Raw genomic sequence first — 17923 nt, 5'->3', positions numbered from 1 at the left:
GTTTGCGCTGTCGAACCTGTGGCTGAAGCGAAAGCAGTTGATGCCTGTCGTGGGGAAGGTGTGCCTGTAACCCGGGCAACACCCCGCAAACGCGGCGGAAACGGCAAAAAATCGAGGGTCTGAGTGCTATCAGAGTGGCCGATGCGGTTTAGATCATCCTCCGACGTCGTTGATCAGACCATCCCTAGCTGACACATAGCCGTGCGCCGGGCGCGATTGGCGTTATCGGTAAGGCCCATCGCGCCCAAGGGCGCTCCTACGAGAAGCGGTGGGTATCGAGATTGCGATGTGTCGACAGGGGCGTGGTTGCGTTGTCGTGCGACATGCGCCGAAAACAGACAGGGCGCACGCGGCGCCCCGTCTGTTTCGTCATCGCTGTCGTGGTGCCCACGTCATGCCGATGCAATCATCCGGCATGACGTAGCGCATCGCGGTTGCAGGCACGTACAAATGATCGACGGTGCCTGCGCGCGTACTGGATGCAGTGCGCAGCACCACACCGATCACCTCACTCGCCGATCCAGCCTTCCAGCATGTCGGCGAACTCGTCGGCGTGCTCTTCTTCCTGGGCCAGGATGCTTTCGAGAATGCGCTTGGTGGTGGTGTCCTTGTCGCCGATGAAATCGATCATCTCGCGGTAGCTGTCGATGGCGATGCGTTCGGCGATGAGGTTTTCCTTGACCATGTCGCGCAGGTCGGTGCCTTCCTTGTATTCGGCATGCGAGCGCTTGGTCAGGGTGTCCGGGTTGAGGTCGGGCTCGCCACCCAGTTGCACGATGCGCTCGGCAAGTTTGTGCGCGTGCGCCTGTTCCTGCTGCGCATGCTCCAGGAACTCGCCCTTCACTGCGTCGGCCAACATGCCCTTGGCCATGAAGTAGTGGCGGTAGTAGCGCAGCGTGCACACGTATTCGGTGGCAAGTGCGGTGTTGAGCAGGGCGATCACTGCCTCGCGGTCGGCGTGGTAGCTCTCGGTGATGGCGCCGTCTTCGATGCTCTGGCGTGCGCGGGCGCGCAGGGTGGCAGTATCGGTGATACCGGCGGGAGTTGCGTTGGCTGGCTGATCAGACATGGCTGGCCGTTTTCCTTCTGAGTGGATGGGAGAATCGATACATCAATCCGGCAGGTGCTGCAGCACGTAATCGGCAGCAGAGACCTTGAATTCGCCGGGTTCTTCGACAAACAACGCCTTGACCACGCCGTCGTCGGCATACAGCGCATAGCGGCGCGAACGCAGGCCCATGCCCGAACCGCTCGCGTCGATCTCCAGGCCCAGCGCGCGAACCAGTTCGGCGTTGCCGTCGGGCAACAGGTGCAGGCCTTCGGGAATGAGCTGGCTGCGGCCCCAGGCCTGCATCACGAACGGGTCGTTGACCGCAGTGCACAGCACTTCGATACCGCGTTTGCGGAATTCGTCGAAATGTTCCACATAGCCCGGCAGGTGCTTGGCCGAGCAGGTTGGGGTGAAGGCCCCTGGCACCGCGAACAGCAGCACCTTGCGGCCTGCGAACAAGGTGTGGGTGTCGACTGCCTCGATGCCTTCGCGCATGCGCTTGAGCACGACTTCGGGAATGCGGTCACCAACGTGGACGGTCATGCGGCAGGCTCCTGTGGCTGAACGAATTCTAGAAAGTGGCGGGGGAAAAGCGCGTCAACGTGCTTGAAATCCGCACGGCGACGCCTATGTGACGCACACGGCCGGCGCAACTGCGTATGCCGCGGTCGCCGGCCCTTTCATCCACCCTTCTGGAGGCTCGCAATGAATATCGTTCGTTATCCCCAGTGGCCCACCCACGCCCTGCAAAACGAGATCAAGCATGTGTTCGACCGCTTCTTCGAGCAGAACAGCGATACCGACGAATCGGCCGTGGTCACCGCGCAGTGGGTGCCGCGCGTGGACATCAAGGAAGAGCCCAATCACTTCGTGCTGTACGCCGATCTGCCGGGCATTGACCCGAGCCAGATCGAGGTGCAGATGGACAAGGGCATCCTGTCGATCAAGGGCGAGCGCAAGAGCGAATCCAGCACCGAAACCGAGCGTTTCTCGCGTATCGAGCGCCGCTACGGCAGCTTCCATCGCCGTTTCGCACTGCCCGACAGTGCCGATGCCGATGGCATCACTGCCGCAGGCCACAACGGCGTGCTGGAAATCCGCATTCCCAAGCGCCCGGCGGCCACCCCGCGCCGTATCCAGGTCGGCAACGGTCAGGACACCAGCGGCAGCACCGTGCAGTAAGCGCGGCGGGCACCGCGGCGCCGCGCCTGATTGACGCGCGGTCCTGGCAGGGCTGGCCTGTGCTGTGCACGCAGGCCGGCTCAGCCACCGGGGCATCTGGCCGGCAGCCCTGCCGGTCATTGCCGCCCGCTGCAAGACGCTGGACCTGGAGCGAAGTCACCGGCTTCGCTCCCCGGCGACAGGCGCGCCGTAGAATAGGCGCGGTTGTCCGCCCGGCTGCGAATAGATTGGCCAACACCTCGGTTGCGTGACCGCGTTGCGGGCGCGGCTGGTATGCGAACCCGGCACGTACGCCCGTACGGTGCCGGTCTGCATATCGCCCGCCTCGCTACGCGCTGTCCACCGGAGTGCTGGCCGCTCGAACTGGCTCGTGGCCTCGACTGCGGGCCGTTTTTTTTCCAGAGGTGATTAGATGGAATTCAAGGATTACTACGCAACGCTCGGCGTGGAGCCCAGTGCAGGCGATGCGGAGATCAAGACCGCCTACCGCCGGCTCGCGCGCAAATATCACCCCGACGTCAGCAAGGAAGCAGGCGCCGAAGACAAGTTCAAGGCAATCAACGAAGCCTACGAAGCGCTGCGCGACCCGCAAAAGCGCAAGGCCTACGACCAGTTGAAGGCGCAGGGGTTCCGCCCGGGCGACGAGTTCCAGGCCCCGCCCAATTACGGCGGCGGGCAGGGCTTCGATTACGAAGAGGTGTTCGGCAATGGCGGGGCCGGTGGCGGCTTCAGTGATTTCTTCGAGAGCCTGTTCGCCGGCCAGCGCGGCGGCCGGCCGCGCGGCCCGGGGGCCGGGCCCGGCGCAGGGGCCGGCCCGCAGGCGCGCGGCGACACCCGTGCCAAGCTGGCGGTGCCGCTGGAAGCGGTGCATTCGGGCGACAGCGTGCGCATCACCATCAACGGCAAGCAGCTGGACGTGCGCGTGCCCAAGGGCGTGCAGCCCGGCCAGGTGATCCGCCTGAGCGGGCAGGGCAACGGCGGCGGCAACCTGCTGCTGGAGATCGAATACGCGGCGCACCCGCAGTTCGAGGTGGACGGGCGCAACATCCTTTACACCCTGCAGGTCATGCCCTGGCAGGCCGCGCTGGGCACCACCATCAGCGTGCCCACCCTGGGCGGCTCGGTGGAACTGAAGGTACCGGCCGACTCCGACGCCGGCCGCAAATTGCGCCTGCGCGGCCGCGGCCTGCCCGGCACCACCCCGGGCGACCAGATCGTGGAGCTGGAAATCCTGGCCCCGGCTCCGACCGACGACGCGCAGAAGAAGGCCTACCGGAATCTGGCCAAGGCGTTCGGCGAGACGGTGTGAGTCGGTCCACATCAGCGCGCGTGTGACCTGGCCCCTCTCCTTGCGGGTGACGAAATAAGCCCCTCTCCTGCGGGAGAGGGGTTGGGGTGAGGGTGCGGTCGCTCGACGATGTGCAATCGACGCCAATCTGCGCCGCTGAATCGCGCCCGTACCCTCATCCGGCGCTGCGCGCCACCTTCTCCCGGTGGGAGAAGGAATAAGCCCCTCTCCTGCGGGAGAGGGGTTGGGGTGAGGGTGCGATAGGTCAGTAATGTGGCAGTCGACCTCGACCTGCGCCATCGACTCGCGCCCGTACCCTCACCGGCGCTGCGCGCCACCTTCTGCCCGATGCAGGAGGGCAATGTCCCGATGGGAGATAGGGAATCAACGTCGCTGTCCGTCGATTCCTTTGCTGAATCCAATCGTGCTGGTTCGACGTAGCACTCCTGCAGTCGTCTACAAGAGAATCTCGTGCGCCAGCTCATTGCGTGTCGCAACACTTGCGTGCACCAACCACCAGCCAGGCCCAGCTACCGCAAGCGCGGCCGGCGCACTACACTCGCCGCGCATACTAGGGGAAACACATGGCACGTATTTTGATCGTCGACGACTCGCCGTCGCAGCTGCTGGGGATTCAGCGCATCGTCGAGAAGCTTGGGCACGAGACCATTACGGCCACCGATGGCGCCGCCGGCGTGGAAGCGGCCAAGGAGTCGCTGCCGGATCTGGTGCTGATGGACGTAGTAATGCCCAACCTCAACGGCTTCCAGGCCACGCGCACGCTCAAGCGCGAGCCCACCACCCAGCACATTCCGGTGATTCTGGTCACCACCAAGGATCAGGACACCGACCGCATGTGGGGCATGCGCCAGGGCGCCCGCGCCTACATCACCAAACCGTTTTCCGAAGACGAGCTGCTGGAAGTGATGGAGCGGGTGTTCAGTCAAAAAGACGAACCGCCCAAAGCGTAAGTGCGCCGGCCAGGCGTGATCGACGCCAGAGGTCGGAAATAGGTTTGAGTGAGGGTAGACGGGGGAGAAGGGCAAGCCCCTCTCCCGCGCGGCGAGAAGGCACTGCTTGCGCGCCAGTGGCGAGCGTGCCCTTGAGCGCCCGCGCTGCAAGTGCGCGCCGGGGTGCGGAGCGGAGGCAGGTGAGGGTGCGGGGGTAATCACCTCTGTGCATAGAAACCACGATCGGGTTGAAGGCATGGGCTCCAAGCAAGCGATCGTCTCGCAACGCGCCCGCTTGCCAGATCGCATCACCGCGCCGGCACTCAAGCCCAGCCAAGCAGGTGCGCGCTCGGCAACCCGATGCCACCCGGCCACCGGCGGATCAGTGGCTCGGCTGGGGCCAACGACACGCGTGCACAGCTCCCGGGCAGGCATGGCCCGTGCCAGCGTTCGGCGCATACCCGCGTACCCCCGGGTTCGCGGGTTCCCGGAGCGCCATCCCTTCGTACGAAAACCGCTGCGGTGTTCCCCACCCGCCCAATCCACCCCGCCGGCTAAACCAACAATGCACCGAACCGGGCCTTTCAAAACGGTCGGTCTGCCCCATCTAGTAGAATCAGCGAATCAAACAACACGGCGGCACTGCGGGACTGGCCCGCACAGCCCCTCGATCATGGAGCGTGCATGGCCTGGAACACACCCGGCAACAAGGGCGGAGACGGCCCGGATCCCAACCGTCGCAGGTCCTGGGGCCCGCGCGGTGGTGGCAACGGTGGTGGCTGGGGCAATCTGCCCGCCCCGCTGAAAGAGCTGTTCGACGGTGGTGTGGGGCGCTGGATCCTGGTCGCGGTGGTGCTGATGGTGCTGTTCTCCAGCTTCCAGCTCATCGGCGAGCAGCAGCGTGGCGTGGTGCTGCGCTTCGGCCAGTTCTCGCGCATCCTGCAGCCCGGCCCGAACTTCAAGCTGCCCTGGCCGATCGAGTCGGTGCGCAAGGTCAATGCCACCGAAATCAAGACCTTCAGCAACCAGGTGCCGGTGCTGACCCGCGACGAGAACATCGTCAACGTCTCGCTCAACGTGCAGTACCAGATCAGCGACCCGCGCAAATACCTGTTCGGCTCGCGCAATGCCGATCTGGTGCTGGAGCAGGCCGCGCAAAGCGCCGTGCGTGAGCAGGTAGGCCGTTCGGATCTCAATACCGTGCTCAACAATCGCGGCCCGCTGGCGATCGCCTCCAAGGACCGCCTGCAGGCGGCGCTGGATGCCTACAACACCGGCCTGGCCGTCACTGGTGTGACCCTGCCGGACGCGCGCCCGCCGGAAGAAGTGAAGCCGGCCTTCGACGAGGTCAACGGTGCCCAGCAGGTGCGCGAGCGCCTGATCAACGAAGCCCAGGCGTATGCCGCCAAGGTGGTACCGGAAGCACGCGGCCAGGGTGCACGCACCCGCACCGGCGCCGAAGGTTACAAGCAGGCGGTGATCTCCAAGGCCGAGGGCGACGCCGACCGCTTCACGCTGTTGCAGGAGCAGTACGCCGGCGCGCCCGAAGTCACGCGCAAGCGCCTGTGGCTGGAAACCGTGCAGAAGGTGTTGTCGGAGAACCGCAAGGTGATCGGCAGCGATGGCCGCCAGGTCATCTACGTACCGCTGCCGGCCGATGCCGGCAAGGCGTCCGCGACCAGCGGCAATGGCGGCATGCCGTCGATGGTGCCGCAGGACGTGCTGTTGAATCCGCCGCAGAATTCCAGCGGCGAGGCCATCCGCAACCCGGAGCGCGGGCCGCGTCCGACCGGCCGTGAGGGAACCGAACAATGAAGAATTCGCTAGTCATCGGTCTGATCGTTGCCGTGCTGCTGACCCTGATGGGCTCGGTGTTCGTGGTGCGCGAAGACCAGACCGCCATGGTGCTCAACCTGGGCCGCGTGGTGCGCGCCGACCTCAAGCCCGGCCTGCACTTCAAGATTCCGGTGGTGGAATCGGTGCGCGTGTTCGACCGCCGCTTCCAGGTACTGGACACCGCCCCGGCGCGTTACTTCACCGCCGAGCAGAAAGACGTGAGCGTGGACTTCTTCGCCATCGGCTACATCTCCGATGTGCGGGCGTTCTATCGCGCCACCGGTGGCGAGGAGTCGGTGGCCAATTCGCGCCTGGCCCCGATCATCACCGACTCGCTGCGCAACCAGATCAATTCGCGCACCCTGCAGCAGCTGGTTTCCGGCGACCGCAGCGAGTTGATCGCCAACCAGCTCAAGGGCATCAACGGCGCGATCAAGGGCCTGGGCATGCAGATCACCGACCTGCGCATCAAGCAGATCGACCTGCCGACCGACAGCCAGGTGATCACCGACGTCTACGAGCGCATGCGCGCCCAGCGCAAGCAGGAAGCCAGCAAGCTGCGCGCCGAAGGCGAAGAGCAGGCGCTGACCATTCGTGCCCAGGCCGACCGCGAGAGCACGGTGATCAAGGCCGATGCCGAGCGCGATGCGCAGAAGCTGCGTGGCGAAGGCGATGCCAACGCCGCCCGCATCTACGGCCAGGCCGGCGCAAAGGACCCCTCGTTCTACGCGTTCTACCGCAGCCTGGAGGCGTATCGCGAATCGATGACCGACGGCAACGGCGTGATCGTGCTCGACAAGAACGACCCGTTCTTGCAGTACCTCAAGAGCGACCGGTGATCGCTCTGTTTTGAACCGGCAACGCCCGCGTAATGCGGGCGTTGTCGTATGTGCCGTCGCAGCCGGACGGCGTGGGCTACGCCAACGCTGCACCTCAAGATCCCTGCCATACATGCCGCGTCGTAGGAGCGCACCCAGGTGCGACTGCGTTACCGGGAATGCCCGTCGCGCCCAGGTGCGCTCCTACGCGGCGTGGCGTGGCGTGGCGGGTTGGCGAACCGGGCACACTGCAGCTCCCACGTTGTCCTGGTATTGCTGATGCACGAGTTTCTATCCGCGTTATGCCTGATCGCCGTCATCGAGGGCCTGCTGTTATTTGCAGCGCCCGCCGCCTGGAAGCGCATGGTCGAGCAACTGTTCAGCCTGCCCACGGCCCAACTGCGCGCCATCGGCGGGGTGGTCCTGGTGCTGGGCGCAATCGCGCTGTGGGTCGTGCGCCACTGAGCTGCGTCGGCGCCACCCTGGCTTGCGCCAGTACAAAGGGTAGTGCACGCCACCGGAAACCCGGATAATGCACAAAAGCCGGCCGGGCACGCTCCAACCAGAGCACACCGTTCGGCTTTTTCCGTGTCAGGGCTGTCGCGCCACTGCAACGCTCCCCGATGGAGCCGCGCGCCAGGTGTCGCTGCCAGCCGTGAACCGGTCCCATCCCGCGGCCCCGATGGCCGCCGCAAAACTTTAGGAGTTCACCCGTCATGGGTCAGTCAGTTGTCGTGCTCGGTGCCCAGTGGGGCGATGAAGGCAAAGGCAAGATCGTCGATCTGCTTACCGAAGAGATCGGTGCGGTGGTGCGCTTCCAGGGCGGCCATAACGCCGGCCACACGCTCGTCATCAACGGCAAGAAGACCGTCTTGCATCTGATTCCGTCCGGCATCCTGCGCGACGACGCGCTGTGCCTGATCGGCAATGGCGTGGTGATCTCGCCGGCCGCATTGATCAAAGAGATCAGCGAGCTGGAAGACGCCGGTGTGGAAGTGCGTTCGCGCCTGAAGATCTCCCCGGCTGCGCCCTTGATCATGCCGTACCACATCGCGCTGGATCAGGCGCGCGAGAAGGCCGCCGGCGGCAAGGCCATCGGCACCACCGGCCGCGGTATCGGCCCGGCGTATGAAGACAAGGTGGCGCGTCGCGGTATCCGCATCGCCGACCTGCATTACCCGCCGCAGCTGGAAGAGCTGCTGCGCACCGCGCTGGATTACCACAACTTCGTGCTGACCAAGTACCTGGGCGTGGAAGCGGTCGATTTCCAGAAGACCTACGACGAAGCACTGGCTTTCGGCGATTACGTGCAGCCGATGAAGTCCGACGTGGCCGGCATCCTCCACGACCTACGCAAGCAGGGCAAGCGCGTGCTGTTCGAAGGCGCACAGGGCGCGTTGCTGGATATCGACCACGGCACCTACCCGTACGTCACCAGCTCCAACACCACCGTGGGCGGCGCACTGGCCGGTACCGGCGTGGGCGCCGATGCGATCGACTACGTGCTTGGCATCGCCAAGGCCTACGCAACGCGCGTGGGCGGCGGCCCGTTCCCGACCGAGCTGGACGACGAGGTGGGCCAGGGTATCCGCGACCGCGGTGCCGAGTACGGCGCCTCCACCGGCCGCCCGCGTCGTTGCGGCTGGATGGATATCGTCGCGCTCAAGCGTGCGGTGGCCATCAACGGCATCTCGGGCCTGTGCATCACCAAGCTCGACGTGCTCGACGGCATGGAAAAGCTCAAGGTCTGCATTGCGTACGAATACCGCGGCAAGCGCACCGAATATGCGCCGCTGGATGCGCAGGGTTGGGAAGAGTGCACCCCTGTGTACCTAGAGTTCCCGGGCTGGACCGAAAACACCCACGGCATCACCGAGTGGGACAAGCTGCCGGTTGCCGCACGCGCCTACCTGCGTGCGCTGGAAGAACTGGCCGGCTGCCCGATCTCGATCGTCTCCACCGGCCCGGACCGCGACCACACCATGGTGCTGCAGGACCCGTTCGCCTGATCGGTTGATCTCGCGTTGTCATACCCAACGGCCCGGCTTGTCCGGGCCGTTGGCGTTTGAGGATTGCTGAGGATTGGCATGACTTTCGCCAGTGCTCGTGCTGACCGCGTCGGGCGATCATTGCCGGGTCGGGCCGTTGCGCCCTGTTTCCAACGAGAAAGTTCATGCGTCTTCCCCTGGCGAGCGCCATTGCGCTGGTCCTGACCGGCACTGCCCTGGTCACCAGTGCCCACGCTGCCGACACCGCACCGGTCGTCGCGGCTGCCTCCACCACCGCGGCAATCTCCACGGCCGTCACCACGCAGCTGCCGCGCACCGCCAGGCCCAGCCACTACGCCATCGAGATCACTCCGCACGCGGAGAAGATGAGCTTCGACGGCAAGGTCCGCATCGACGTGGAGGTGCTCACGGCCACCGACGCCATCGTCTTGCAGGCAGCGCAGCTGACCTTCGGCAAGGCCGCGCTGGCCGCGGCCGGTGGCAAGCCGGTGGCAGCCAAGGTCACCGCCGATGCCGAGGCGCAAACTGCCAGCATCGCCACCGGCGCCGCCCTGGCGCCAGGCAAGTATGTGCTCACACTGGACTACAGCGGCACGATCGGTACGCAGGCCAATGGCCTGTTCGCCCTGGACTACCCCACCGCGCAGGGCACGCGCCGCGCGCTGTTCACCCAGTTCGAAAACTCCGATGCCCGCCGCTTCGTGCCGGCATGGGACGAGCCCAACTTCAAGGCCACCTTCGATCTGGTCATCAACGCGCCAGCCGGGCAGTTGGCGGTCAGCAACATGCCGGTGGCCTCGTCCACGCCGGGCGCCGATGGGCGCACGCGCATCGCGTTCCAGACCTCGCCGAAGATGTCCACGTACCTGCTGTTCTTCAGCATGGGCGACTTCGAACGTGCCACCGTCAAAGCCGATAACGGCACCGAGATCGGTGTGGTCGCGCTCAAGGGCAAGCTGAGCCAGGCGCAGTTCGCGCTGCAGTCCAGCCGCGATGTATTGCACGAGTACAACGCCTACTTCGGCATCCCGTACCCGCTGCCCAAGCTGGATAACATCGCCGCGCCCGGCAGCAGCCAGTTCTTCGGTGCGATGGAAAACTGGGGCGCCATCTTCACCTTCGAACGCTTTCTGCTGCTGGATCCGGCGGTGTCCACCATCAGCAACAAACAGGATGTGTTCACCTTCGCCGCGCACGAAATCGCGCACCAGTGGTTCGGCAATCTGGTGACCATGGCGTGGTGGGACGACCTGTGGCTCAACGAGGGCTTCGCCAACTGGATGGAGGCGCGCACCACCGCCAAGCTGCATCCGGAATGGGATATCGACAAGACCGGCCCGGCTTACAAAAGCCGCAACGCGATGCCGCTCGATGCCTATGCCACCACCCACCCGGTGGTGCAGCACGTGGCCACCGTGGAGCAGGCCAGTCAGGCGTTCGACACCATCACCTACGACAAGGGTGAGGCGGTGATCAGCATGCTCGAAGACTATGTCGGCTCGGACAACTGGCGCAGCGGTGTGCGCCAGTATCTGCAGCAGCACCGCTACGGCAATGCGGTCACCGGGCAGTTGTGGGAGCAGATCGACAAGGTTGCGCCGGGCAAGCAGTTCATCGATATCGCCCACGATTTCACCCAGCAGCCGGGCGTGCCGTTGATCAAGGCCAGCACCCGCTGCGATGCCGGTACCACCACGCTTACGCTGGAGCAGGGCGAATACACCATCGACCGGCCCAACAAGACACCGTTGGCGTGGCGCGTGCCGGTCACCGTGCGCGATGGTGCGGGCAAGACGCAACGCGTGCTGGTGGATCACACCGCGCAGCTCAAGCTGCCCGGCTGCGATGCGCCGGTGCTGGTCAACGCCGGCCAGAAGGGCTATTACCGCACGCTGTATTCGCCTGCGCAGTTCAAGGCACTGAGCGCGCGCCTGACGACGCTGCCGGCGGTGGATCAGCTGGGCATCCTGCTGGACACCGGTGCGTTGGCGAAGGTGGGGCTGCAGCCGGATGCGGATCTGCTCGACCTCACCGCCAGCGTGCCGGCCGATGCAGCACCGGATCTGTGGCAGGTCGCCTCCGGCACGTTCGTGGGCCTGGATTATCTGTTCGAAAACAATGCAGCCGGCCGCACCGCCTGGCGTCGCCATGCGCTGGCGCGGCTGGCGCCGGTGTTCGCCCGCTATGGCTGGGACGAGCGTGATGGCGACTCGGCGCAGGTCAAGCGACTACGCGCGCAATTGATCAAGTCCCTGGGTTCGCTGGATGACCCGGCGGTGATCGCCGAAGCGCAGCGCCGCTTCATTGGCTTACAGGCCAATCCCGCTTCGCTATCGCCAGAGCTGCGCAGCACCGTATTGGGCATCGTCGCCCGGCACGCCGACGCCGCCACCTGGAAGACGCTGCAGACGATGGCGCAGAAGGAAACTTCGGCGATGGTGCGCGACGAGTATTACCTGTACCTGGCGCAGGCCAAGGACCCGGTACTGGCGGCGCGCGCGCTGGCGCTGGCGCTCACCAGCGAGCCCGGCGCGACCAATGCCGCCAGCATGATCCGTGTGGTGGCCAAGGAACACCCGGAGCTGGCCTTCGACTTCGCCGTCGCCCATCGCAGCCAGGTCGACACGTTAGTGGACAGCACCTCGCGTGCGCGCTATTACCCAGGCCTGGCCGATGGCTCGTTCGATCTGAAGACCGTCGACAAGATCAAGGCCTATGCCGACAAGTACATCGCCCCCACCTCGCGCCGCGAAGCGGAAACCGCGATCAGCACCATCCAGACGCGGGTGAAGCTGCGCGACCAGCGCGTGCCGCAAATTGTGGCGTGGTTGAAAAAGCAGAAGAGCTGAGGAGCCTTAAGCATGTCTTGTGGCAAGGCTTGTTTGCGATAGCAGGCAGGCCTTGTCACGGCGGCGGTCTTCCTCTGCCTGCGTCTGCCTTGCCGGACACAGGCCACACGCGCCGCTTGGTGCCGCAAAGCTCGACTGGGTACTCCGCCAGCGGCTCGCAGAGGAACCAATCACGCTGGACAGCAGATGTAGCGGGCCGCATGCACTGCGGCGTGCTGCATCGGCGGCGCGCAGGTGTCGGGTGTCCCGAGGAGCAAGACCCCGAGGAGCAAGACCGGCCAGGGAAGGCGCGGCAGCGACCAGCAGCCAGGCGCAGTCGTGCAAACGCCGCAGGCCAATGGGCCGCGCCGTTGCTTCAGCCCATCCGCATCGTTGCGTTCTCGCGGGTCCGGTTGTCCATGTCCTGCTGCTGACTCTGCGCGAGCGCCTGTTGCCGCTCCACGCTTGCCGTCTCCAGCTGCTGCAGCGACTGCTCCACCGGCGTGCGCACCGCCACATCGGTCGGCATGGCAGCGCGCAGGTGCGCAGGGTTGTTCAACTCGCCCTGCACCACGAAGACCGTGTGCCCTGCCGGGTGTTCGGCGGTCTGATTGCTCAGCACAACGTGATCGACGCGGTCCAGATTGTGCTGGCGGGCGAGGGTCATCACGCTGGCAATCAGGCGCTCGCTACTCTCGTCGTGCGTCCGCCCGGCCTGCGCATCGATGGCGCCCACGCCGGCGCGCACCTGCTGCAGCAAAGGGTAGTCACGGTGGTCGGGGCCGATATCGGCCAGTTTGGTTGGCGCCTGCATCTGATCGGAAACCCCATCGACCGATGCCGTGAACGGGCTGCGGGTGATGGCGCGGTGCGGATCATCGGCATGGAACTGTGTGGCTTTCTGCTGACGCTCCAGACGTACCTCGCGCGCGTCGTTGAGCTCTGCAATGCGACCGGGATTGGTTTCCTCGCGCATGGACGGATGCCCGCCACCGGTGCTGACATTCATCCACTTCTGTTCTTCTTCGAAGTACATCGCGTAGAAGCTGTTGCTGCCGATCACATTGGGGTCGACCGCGGAGCGGCCTTCCAGTATCTGGATCGCCTCGGTAGTGCCGAGCTTGGCCAGGTACTGGCTACCGGCCACCAAACCCATCTGCGCAAAGGTCTCATAGCCCGTGTTGCTGATGCGGGGGGCGCCGGCATACTCGTTGTCGAGCATGTTGGTCCAGATCTGTTCCAGCTTCTGGGGGCCGCTTTTTTCCAGGGCTGCCTGCAGGAGGACGCGTGGGGTCCAGCAGTTGGGGTCGAGCTCATGGTCCAGGAAGGCTTGGTCGTGTGCCAGCATGACAGAGGCCCCGGGCAGGTTAAGCGCCAGATCCGGACGATCTTGACGGAACCAGATCTGCCGAAGTTCAAGATCCTTCTTGAGCAGTGTCTGTCCAAACTCCTCCCACTGTCGCTCGCTCAAGTCCGCATTGGCAAAACGAGAGCCAGTATCGTGCTGTGTCCTGGCATAGTCTTGCGCATAACTGTTGGCCACTTGGCCGGGCAAGCTGTCGTTGCGCACCACGCCCAGCGCCAGCGTACCGTAGCCGTCCGCACCATCCAGCTGCGAAAGATAGTTCCAGTACAACTCGCGATTGCCTTTATCCGCATAGTTGGCAAGGATCTCGATATCTCGCCCAGTCAGTCCACTCATGTTTTACTCCCTGTCAATACGCTGATCACCTGACTTTGGTGCGTACCAATACTTCTTTTACTGCATCTTCCATGCGTTTCCAGTCCTTCAAGAAAGCACGCTTGTAGTTGAGACTGATGGAGAGTTTGTTCTCGATATCGGAGAAGTAGTGGACGCAACTTGCAGCGACGGCACCTTTTTCATGGACTACTTCAGATCCCTCTAGCCGAACGCCATCTCCTCGGTATTTTTTGCTGTCGCACTTGATGAATGTGGTCAAATTGCCGCTGGAGTCGCGCGCGACGTACCAGTCGTCCTCAAACGCAGGGTTGCGTGTTGGAGGCTTGCCATAGTGGGCCTCGTACGCTTTAACGTACATCGCCATCTTTTCCTCATCGATGGCATACGGCGTCAATCCGAGTGTTTCAGGCTTTGCAATACGCAGATCGAGTCTGTCGACGGGATCACCCCGTTCGACCGAATCAGGCTCGGTAAGCGCTTCGTTAGACGAATAACGTGCCAGCAATCCTTCGATGGGGACACGGTCAACATAATTCATCGAGGCATGGATCTCCTTGCGGAAATCATTCTTACGCGGGTTAGCCCGCGCACCGGGCGGGGTGGGGGTCATGTCCGGCCACTCGATGACCAGCGTCACCACCTCGCTGGACCACGGTGCGATCTGGCTGTCCAGGTAGTTGGCGGGAATGCGGAAGATATGCGGCCCGAGCTTTACGTCCACCGGAGCGTCCGAGTAGGTGTGCCCGTTGATGGTGCGGCCTGTGGTGACGTTGTCTGGCATGGGGGAAGTCCTTTTGTGTTCGGGTGATGGCGTCCGTGCACAGGCACTGCCGGTCACAGCGACGGCAAGTGCAAGGGCCAGGCACCGGCCGGATGACATCATGTGCATTGGTCAATCCATTGCAGGGTTCATAGCGAACTATAGGCAACTTGGGATCAGCGCGACAACAAACGGCCCAGCCTGCGGGAGGGGGGCATCACCATGCTGCGCGCGGTGCGCGGTACCGGCGGCGCGCAGGTGTCGGGTGTCCCGAGGAGCAAGACCCCGAGGAGCAAGACCCCGAGGAGCAAGACCGGCCAGGGAAGGCGCGGCAGCGACCAGCAGCCAGGCGCAGTCGTGCAAACGCCGCAGGCCAATGGGCCGCGCCGTTGCTTCAGCCCATCCGCATTGTTGCGTTCTCGCGGGTCCGGTTGTCCATGTCCTGCTGCTGACTCTGCGCGAGCGCCTGTTGCCGCTCCACGCTTGCCGTCTCCAGCTGCTGCAGCGACTGCTCCACCGGCGTGCGCACCGCCACATCGGTCGGCATGGCAGCGCGCAGGTGCGCAGGGTTGTTCAACTCTCCCTGCACCACGAAGACCGTGCGCCCTGCCGGGTGTTCGGCAGTCTGATTGCTCAGCACAACGTGATCGACGCGGTCCAGATGGTGCTGGCGGGCGAGTGTCATCACGCTGGCAATCAGGCGCTCGCTACTCTCGTCGTGCGTCCGCCCGGCCTGCGCATCGATGGCGCCCACGCCGGCGCGCACCTGCTGCAGCAAAGGGTAGTTACGGTGGTCGGGGCCGATATCGGCCAGTTTGGTTGGCGCCTGCATCTGATCGGAAACCCCATCGACCGATGCGGTGAACGGGCTGCGGGTGATGGCGCGGTGCGGATCATCGGCATGGAACTGCGTGGCTTTCTGCTGACGCTCCAGACGTACCTCGCGCGCGTCGTTGAGCTCTGCAATCCGACCGGGATTGGTTTCCTCGCGCATGGACGGATGCCCGCCACCGGTGCTGACATTCATCCACTTCTGTTCTTCTTTGAAGTACATCGCGTAGAAGCTGTTGCTGCCGATCACATTGGGGTCGACCGCGGAGCGGCCTTCCAGCATCTGGATCGCCTCGTTAGTGCCGAGCTTGGCCAGGTACTGGCTACCGGCCACCAAACCCATCTGCGCAAAGGTCTCATAGCCCGTGTTGCTGATGCGGGGGGCGCCGGCATACTCGTTGTCGAGCATGTTGGTCCAGATCTGTTCCAGCTTCTGGGGGCCGCTTTTTTCCAGGGCTGCCTGCAGCAGCACGCGGGGTGTCCAGCAGTTGGGGTCGAGGCGATGCTGCTCAAACGCGCGGTCGTGCGCGAGCATGACGGAGGCGCCTGGTAGGTTCAGTGCCAGATCTGGGCGATCTCGACGGAGCCATGCTTGCCGAAGTTCCAAGTCCCTCTCCAGCAACGTCTGTCCGAAACCCTCCCACTGACGCTCGCTCAGTTGAGCATTAGCAAAGCGCGAGCCGCTGTCATGCTGCGTGTTCGCATAATCTTGCGCGTAACTATTCGCAACGCGCCCCGGCAGACTGTCATTACGCACGACACCAAGCGCGAGCGTCCCATAGCCGTCCGCACCGGGCAGTTGCGAGAGGTAGTTCCAGTACAGCTCACGATTGCCCGCTTTTGCGTAGCTGCGCAGGATCGTCAAGTCCTGCTGAGTTAATCCACCCATGATTTACTCCTTGCAAAAAAGTGTGGATCATCCAACTTTGGTGCGTGCCAAAACGTCCCGAATCGCTTTTTCTATACGTTTCCAGTCCTTTAGAAACGCGCGATGGTAGTTGAGCGTGATGGATAGTTTGTTCTCGACATCCACAAGGTAGTGCGTACATCCGGCGACAACTGGCCCTTCTTCGTCAATAACTTGGTCGCCCTCGAGCCGGATGCCGTCCTTACGAAACTTGACGCTATCGCACTTGATGAAAGTGGTGAGATTGCCGCCGGAATCGCGCGCGACATACCAATCGTCCTCAAACGCAGGGTTGCGTGTCGGAGGTTTGCTGTAGCGGGCTTCGTACGCTTTGACGTACACCGCCATCTTTTCTTCATCGATGGCATAGGGCGTTAATCCGAGTGTTTCAGGCTGTGCGATACGCAGATCGAGTCTGTCGACGGGATCACCTCGTTCGACCGAATCAGGCTCGGTAATCGCTTCGTTGGATGAGTAGCGTGCCAGCAATGCCTCGATGGGGACGCGGTCGACATGGTCAATCGAGGCATGGATTTCCTTCCGAAAATCATTCGTGCGCGGGTTGGCCCGCGCACCGGGCGGGGTGGGGGTCATGTCTGGCCATTCAATGACCAGCGTCACGCCTTCGCCCGGCCAAGGTGCGATCTGGCTATCGAGGTAGTTGGCGGGAATGCGGAAGGTATGCGGCCCGAGCTTTACGTCAACCGGAGCGTCCGAATAGGTGTGCCCGTTGATGGTGCGGCCTGTGGTGACGGTGTCCGACATGGGGGAAGTCCTTTTGTGTTCGGGTGATGGCGTCCGTGCACAGGCACTGCCGGTCACAGCGACGGCGAGTGCAAGGGCCAGGCACCGGCCGGATGACATTATGCGCATTGGTCAATCCATTGCAGGGTTTGTCGCGAACTATAGGCAAATCACGATCAACGCGACAGCAAGGGCTCAGCCAGTGCATGTGTAGTGCGCCGCATGACATTGGAATGCGATCACGCGTTGTGGGCAGGAGGTGCGCGCGGACACAAGGTTGGCAATGCAGCTGCAGCCCGCCATGTGTGCTGACTCGACCGCTACGCGCAGACCGGCGCCATCCCGTCAATGCTGGCGATCACATGGAGTCGCACGCCGCGTGTTAGTTGAACTTTTCGCTCTATCCGGATTGCTGCCCAACCCGGACGGTCGCAATGAATGCCTGCAGATGGCGTCATTGCTGGATGCAGTGTTAATTCGGGCCAAAATAGGAGCGCCGCTGAACCATTTTGGTCTCCGATCAGTCACTTGACCGAGCCTCCTCATGCGGCCACAGTCCGGAGCGTTCGTCCTCTCCGTTCAAGGATGCCCGTGAAGAAGCTGACGCATTGCATCGTGGCAACCGTGCTGGTGCCCATCATGACGCTTGGGTGTGCACGGCTTTCGGTGGAGCAGGCTGCCGCAACGCCCTCAAGTAGTGCACACGAAGCATCGTCTTTTCCTGAAGCGCCTGCTGCCACGCCTTCACCTTGGGTGTCCTTCAAACTGGAACGGCAGATGGGTGCCGTCTGCGTGGACCGTACGCAATCGCAGGGCTCCTCGCCCGCACCGTTGCTTAGAACCTGTTCACGATCTTCGCAGATCAGTGCAGACTATGCGGATGCGCCAAAAGACCTATCCGAGTGACATGAGCCGGGAGCAGTTCGCACACGTGCTGCCGATCCTGGAACAAGCGCGCAAGCGCACCAAGCCACGCCGTGTGGATTTATATGAGGTGTGGTGCGCAGTGTTGTACGT

The 17923-nt window shown here is 63.7% G+C and carries 14 protein-coding genes and 2 pseudogenes; 10 read left to right on the top strand and 6 right to left on the bottom strand.

Annotation, left to right across the window (positions count from 1 at the left end; genetic code table 11):
- Positions 1 to 508: 508 nt before the first annotated feature.
- Together A7D16_RS17320 and A7D16_RS17315 are read right to left on the bottom strand one after the other, a co-directional pair.
- A complete protein-coding gene (locus tag A7D16_RS17320; RefSeq protein WP_064634516.1) occupies positions 509 to 1069 on the bottom strand; it encodes a ferritin-like domain-containing protein in 561 nt (186 codons plus the stop codon).
- Between the two features lie 42 nt (positions 1070 to 1111).
- Positions 1112 to 1594 carry a peroxiredoxin gene (locus A7D16_RS17315; RefSeq protein ID WP_064634515.1) on the bottom strand — a complete coding sequence of 161 codons (483 nt, stop codon included), beginning with the start codon at positions 1592 to 1594 and terminating at the stop codon, positions 1112 to 1114.
- Between the two features lie 162 nt (positions 1595 to 1756).
- On the opposite strand from A7D16_RS17315, the gene A7D16_RS17310 reads away from it, so the two are divergent.
- From A7D16_RS17310 to A7D16_RS17275, 8 genes are all read left to right on the top strand, one after another.
- Complete coding sequence (locus tag A7D16_RS17310) at positions 1757 to 2233, top strand: Hsp20/alpha crystallin family protein (RefSeq protein WP_005996158.1); 477 nt, start codon at positions 1757 to 1759, stop codon at positions 2231 to 2233.
- A gap of 412 nt (positions 2234 to 2645) precedes the next feature.
- Positions 2646 to 3542 carry a DnaJ C-terminal domain-containing protein gene (locus A7D16_RS17305; protein WP_064634514.1) on the top strand — a complete coding sequence of 299 codons (897 nt, stop codon included), beginning with the start codon at positions 2646 to 2648 and terminating at the stop codon, positions 3540 to 3542.
- Between the two features lie 563 nt (positions 3543 to 4105).
- On the top strand, positions 4106 to 4492 hold the full coding sequence (pilH, locus tag A7D16_RS17300; RefSeq protein WP_064634513.1) for a twitching motility response regulator PilH: 387 nt from the start codon (positions 4106 to 4108) through the stop codon (positions 4490 to 4492).
- A 663-nt stretch (positions 4493 to 5155) separates the two neighbouring features.
- The gene (gene hflK, locus A7D16_RS17295; RefSeq protein ID WP_064634512.1) at positions 5156 to 6286 is read left to right on the top strand and encodes an FtsH protease activity modulator HflK; all 1131 of its coding nucleotides are present in this window, start codon (positions 5156 to 5158) and stop codon (positions 6284 to 6286) included.
- Positions 6283 to 7146, top strand: coding sequence for a protease modulator HflC (gene hflC / locus A7D16_RS17290; protein ID WP_064634511.1), 864 nt, complete (start codon positions 6283 to 6285; stop codon positions 7144 to 7146). The genes hflK and hflC overlap by 4 nt, the downstream gene beginning before the upstream one ends.
- 258 nt (positions 7147 to 7404) lie before the next feature.
- Positions 7405 to 7590, top strand: a complete 186-nt coding sequence (locus A7D16_RS17285; RefSeq protein WP_064634518.1) for a DUF2065 domain-containing protein — start codon at positions 7405 to 7407, stop codon at positions 7588 to 7590.
- 251 nt (positions 7591 to 7841) lie between these two features.
- Positions 7842 to 9134: an adenylosuccinate synthase gene (locus A7D16_RS17280; protein WP_019300370.1), complete on the top strand. Its 1293-nt coding sequence runs from the start codon at positions 7842 to 7844 to the stop codon at positions 9132 to 9134.
- Positions 9135 to 9298: 164 nt separating this feature from the next.
- Positions 9299 to 11983: a M1 family metallopeptidase gene (locus tag A7D16_RS17275; RefSeq protein ID WP_064634510.1), complete on the top strand. Its 2685-nt coding sequence runs from the start codon at positions 9299 to 9301 to the stop codon at positions 11981 to 11983.
- Positions 11984 to 12338: 355 nt separating this feature from the next.
- Here A7D16_RS17275 and A7D16_RS17270 read toward each other — a convergent pair whose 3' ends face one another.
- The 4 genes from A7D16_RS17270 to A7D16_RS17250 form a co-directional block, all read right to left on the bottom strand.
- Positions 12339 to 13664, bottom strand: a complete 1326-nt coding sequence (locus A7D16_RS17270; protein ID WP_064634509.1) for a Smlt3024 family type IV secretion system effector — start codon at positions 13662 to 13664, stop codon at positions 12339 to 12341.
- 25 nt (positions 13665 to 13689) lie between these two features.
- Positions 13690 to 14553, bottom strand: a complete 864-nt coding sequence (locus tag A7D16_RS17265) for a Smlt3025 familytype IV secretion system inhibitor (protein ID WP_064634508.1) — start codon at positions 14551 to 14553, stop codon at positions 13690 to 13692.
- Between the two features lie 265 nt (positions 14554 to 14818).
- A complete protein-coding gene (locus A7D16_RS21885; RefSeq protein ID WP_082925844.1) occupies positions 14819 to 16144 on the bottom strand; it encodes a Smlt3024 family type IV secretion system effector in 1326 nt (441 codons plus the stop codon).
- A 27-nt stretch (positions 16145 to 16171) separates the two neighbouring features.
- A complete protein-coding gene (locus tag A7D16_RS17250) occupies positions 16172 to 17035 on the bottom strand; it encodes a Smlt3025 familytype IV secretion system inhibitor (protein WP_064634506.1) in 864 nt (287 codons plus the stop codon).
- Between the two features lie 462 nt (positions 17036 to 17497).
- On the opposite strand from A7D16_RS17250, the pseudogene A7D16_RS24160 reads away from it, so the two are divergent.
- Positions 17498 to 17746: pseudogene (locus A7D16_RS24160) on the top strand (hypothetical protein); the annotation flags it as partial.
- A 40-nt stretch (positions 17747 to 17786) separates the two neighbouring features.
- Positions 17787 to 17923 (top strand): annotated as a pseudogene (locus A7D16_RS22635) (IS5/IS1182 family transposase); the annotation flags it as partial.

Source organism: Xanthomonas nasturtii, assembly GCF_001660815.1.
GTDB lineage: Bacteria > Pseudomonadota > Gammaproteobacteria > Xanthomonadales > Xanthomonadaceae > Xanthomonas > Xanthomonas nasturtii.
The sequence above is the reverse complement of the archived record's forward strand: the minus strand, read 5'-3'. Positions and strand labels throughout refer to the sequence as shown.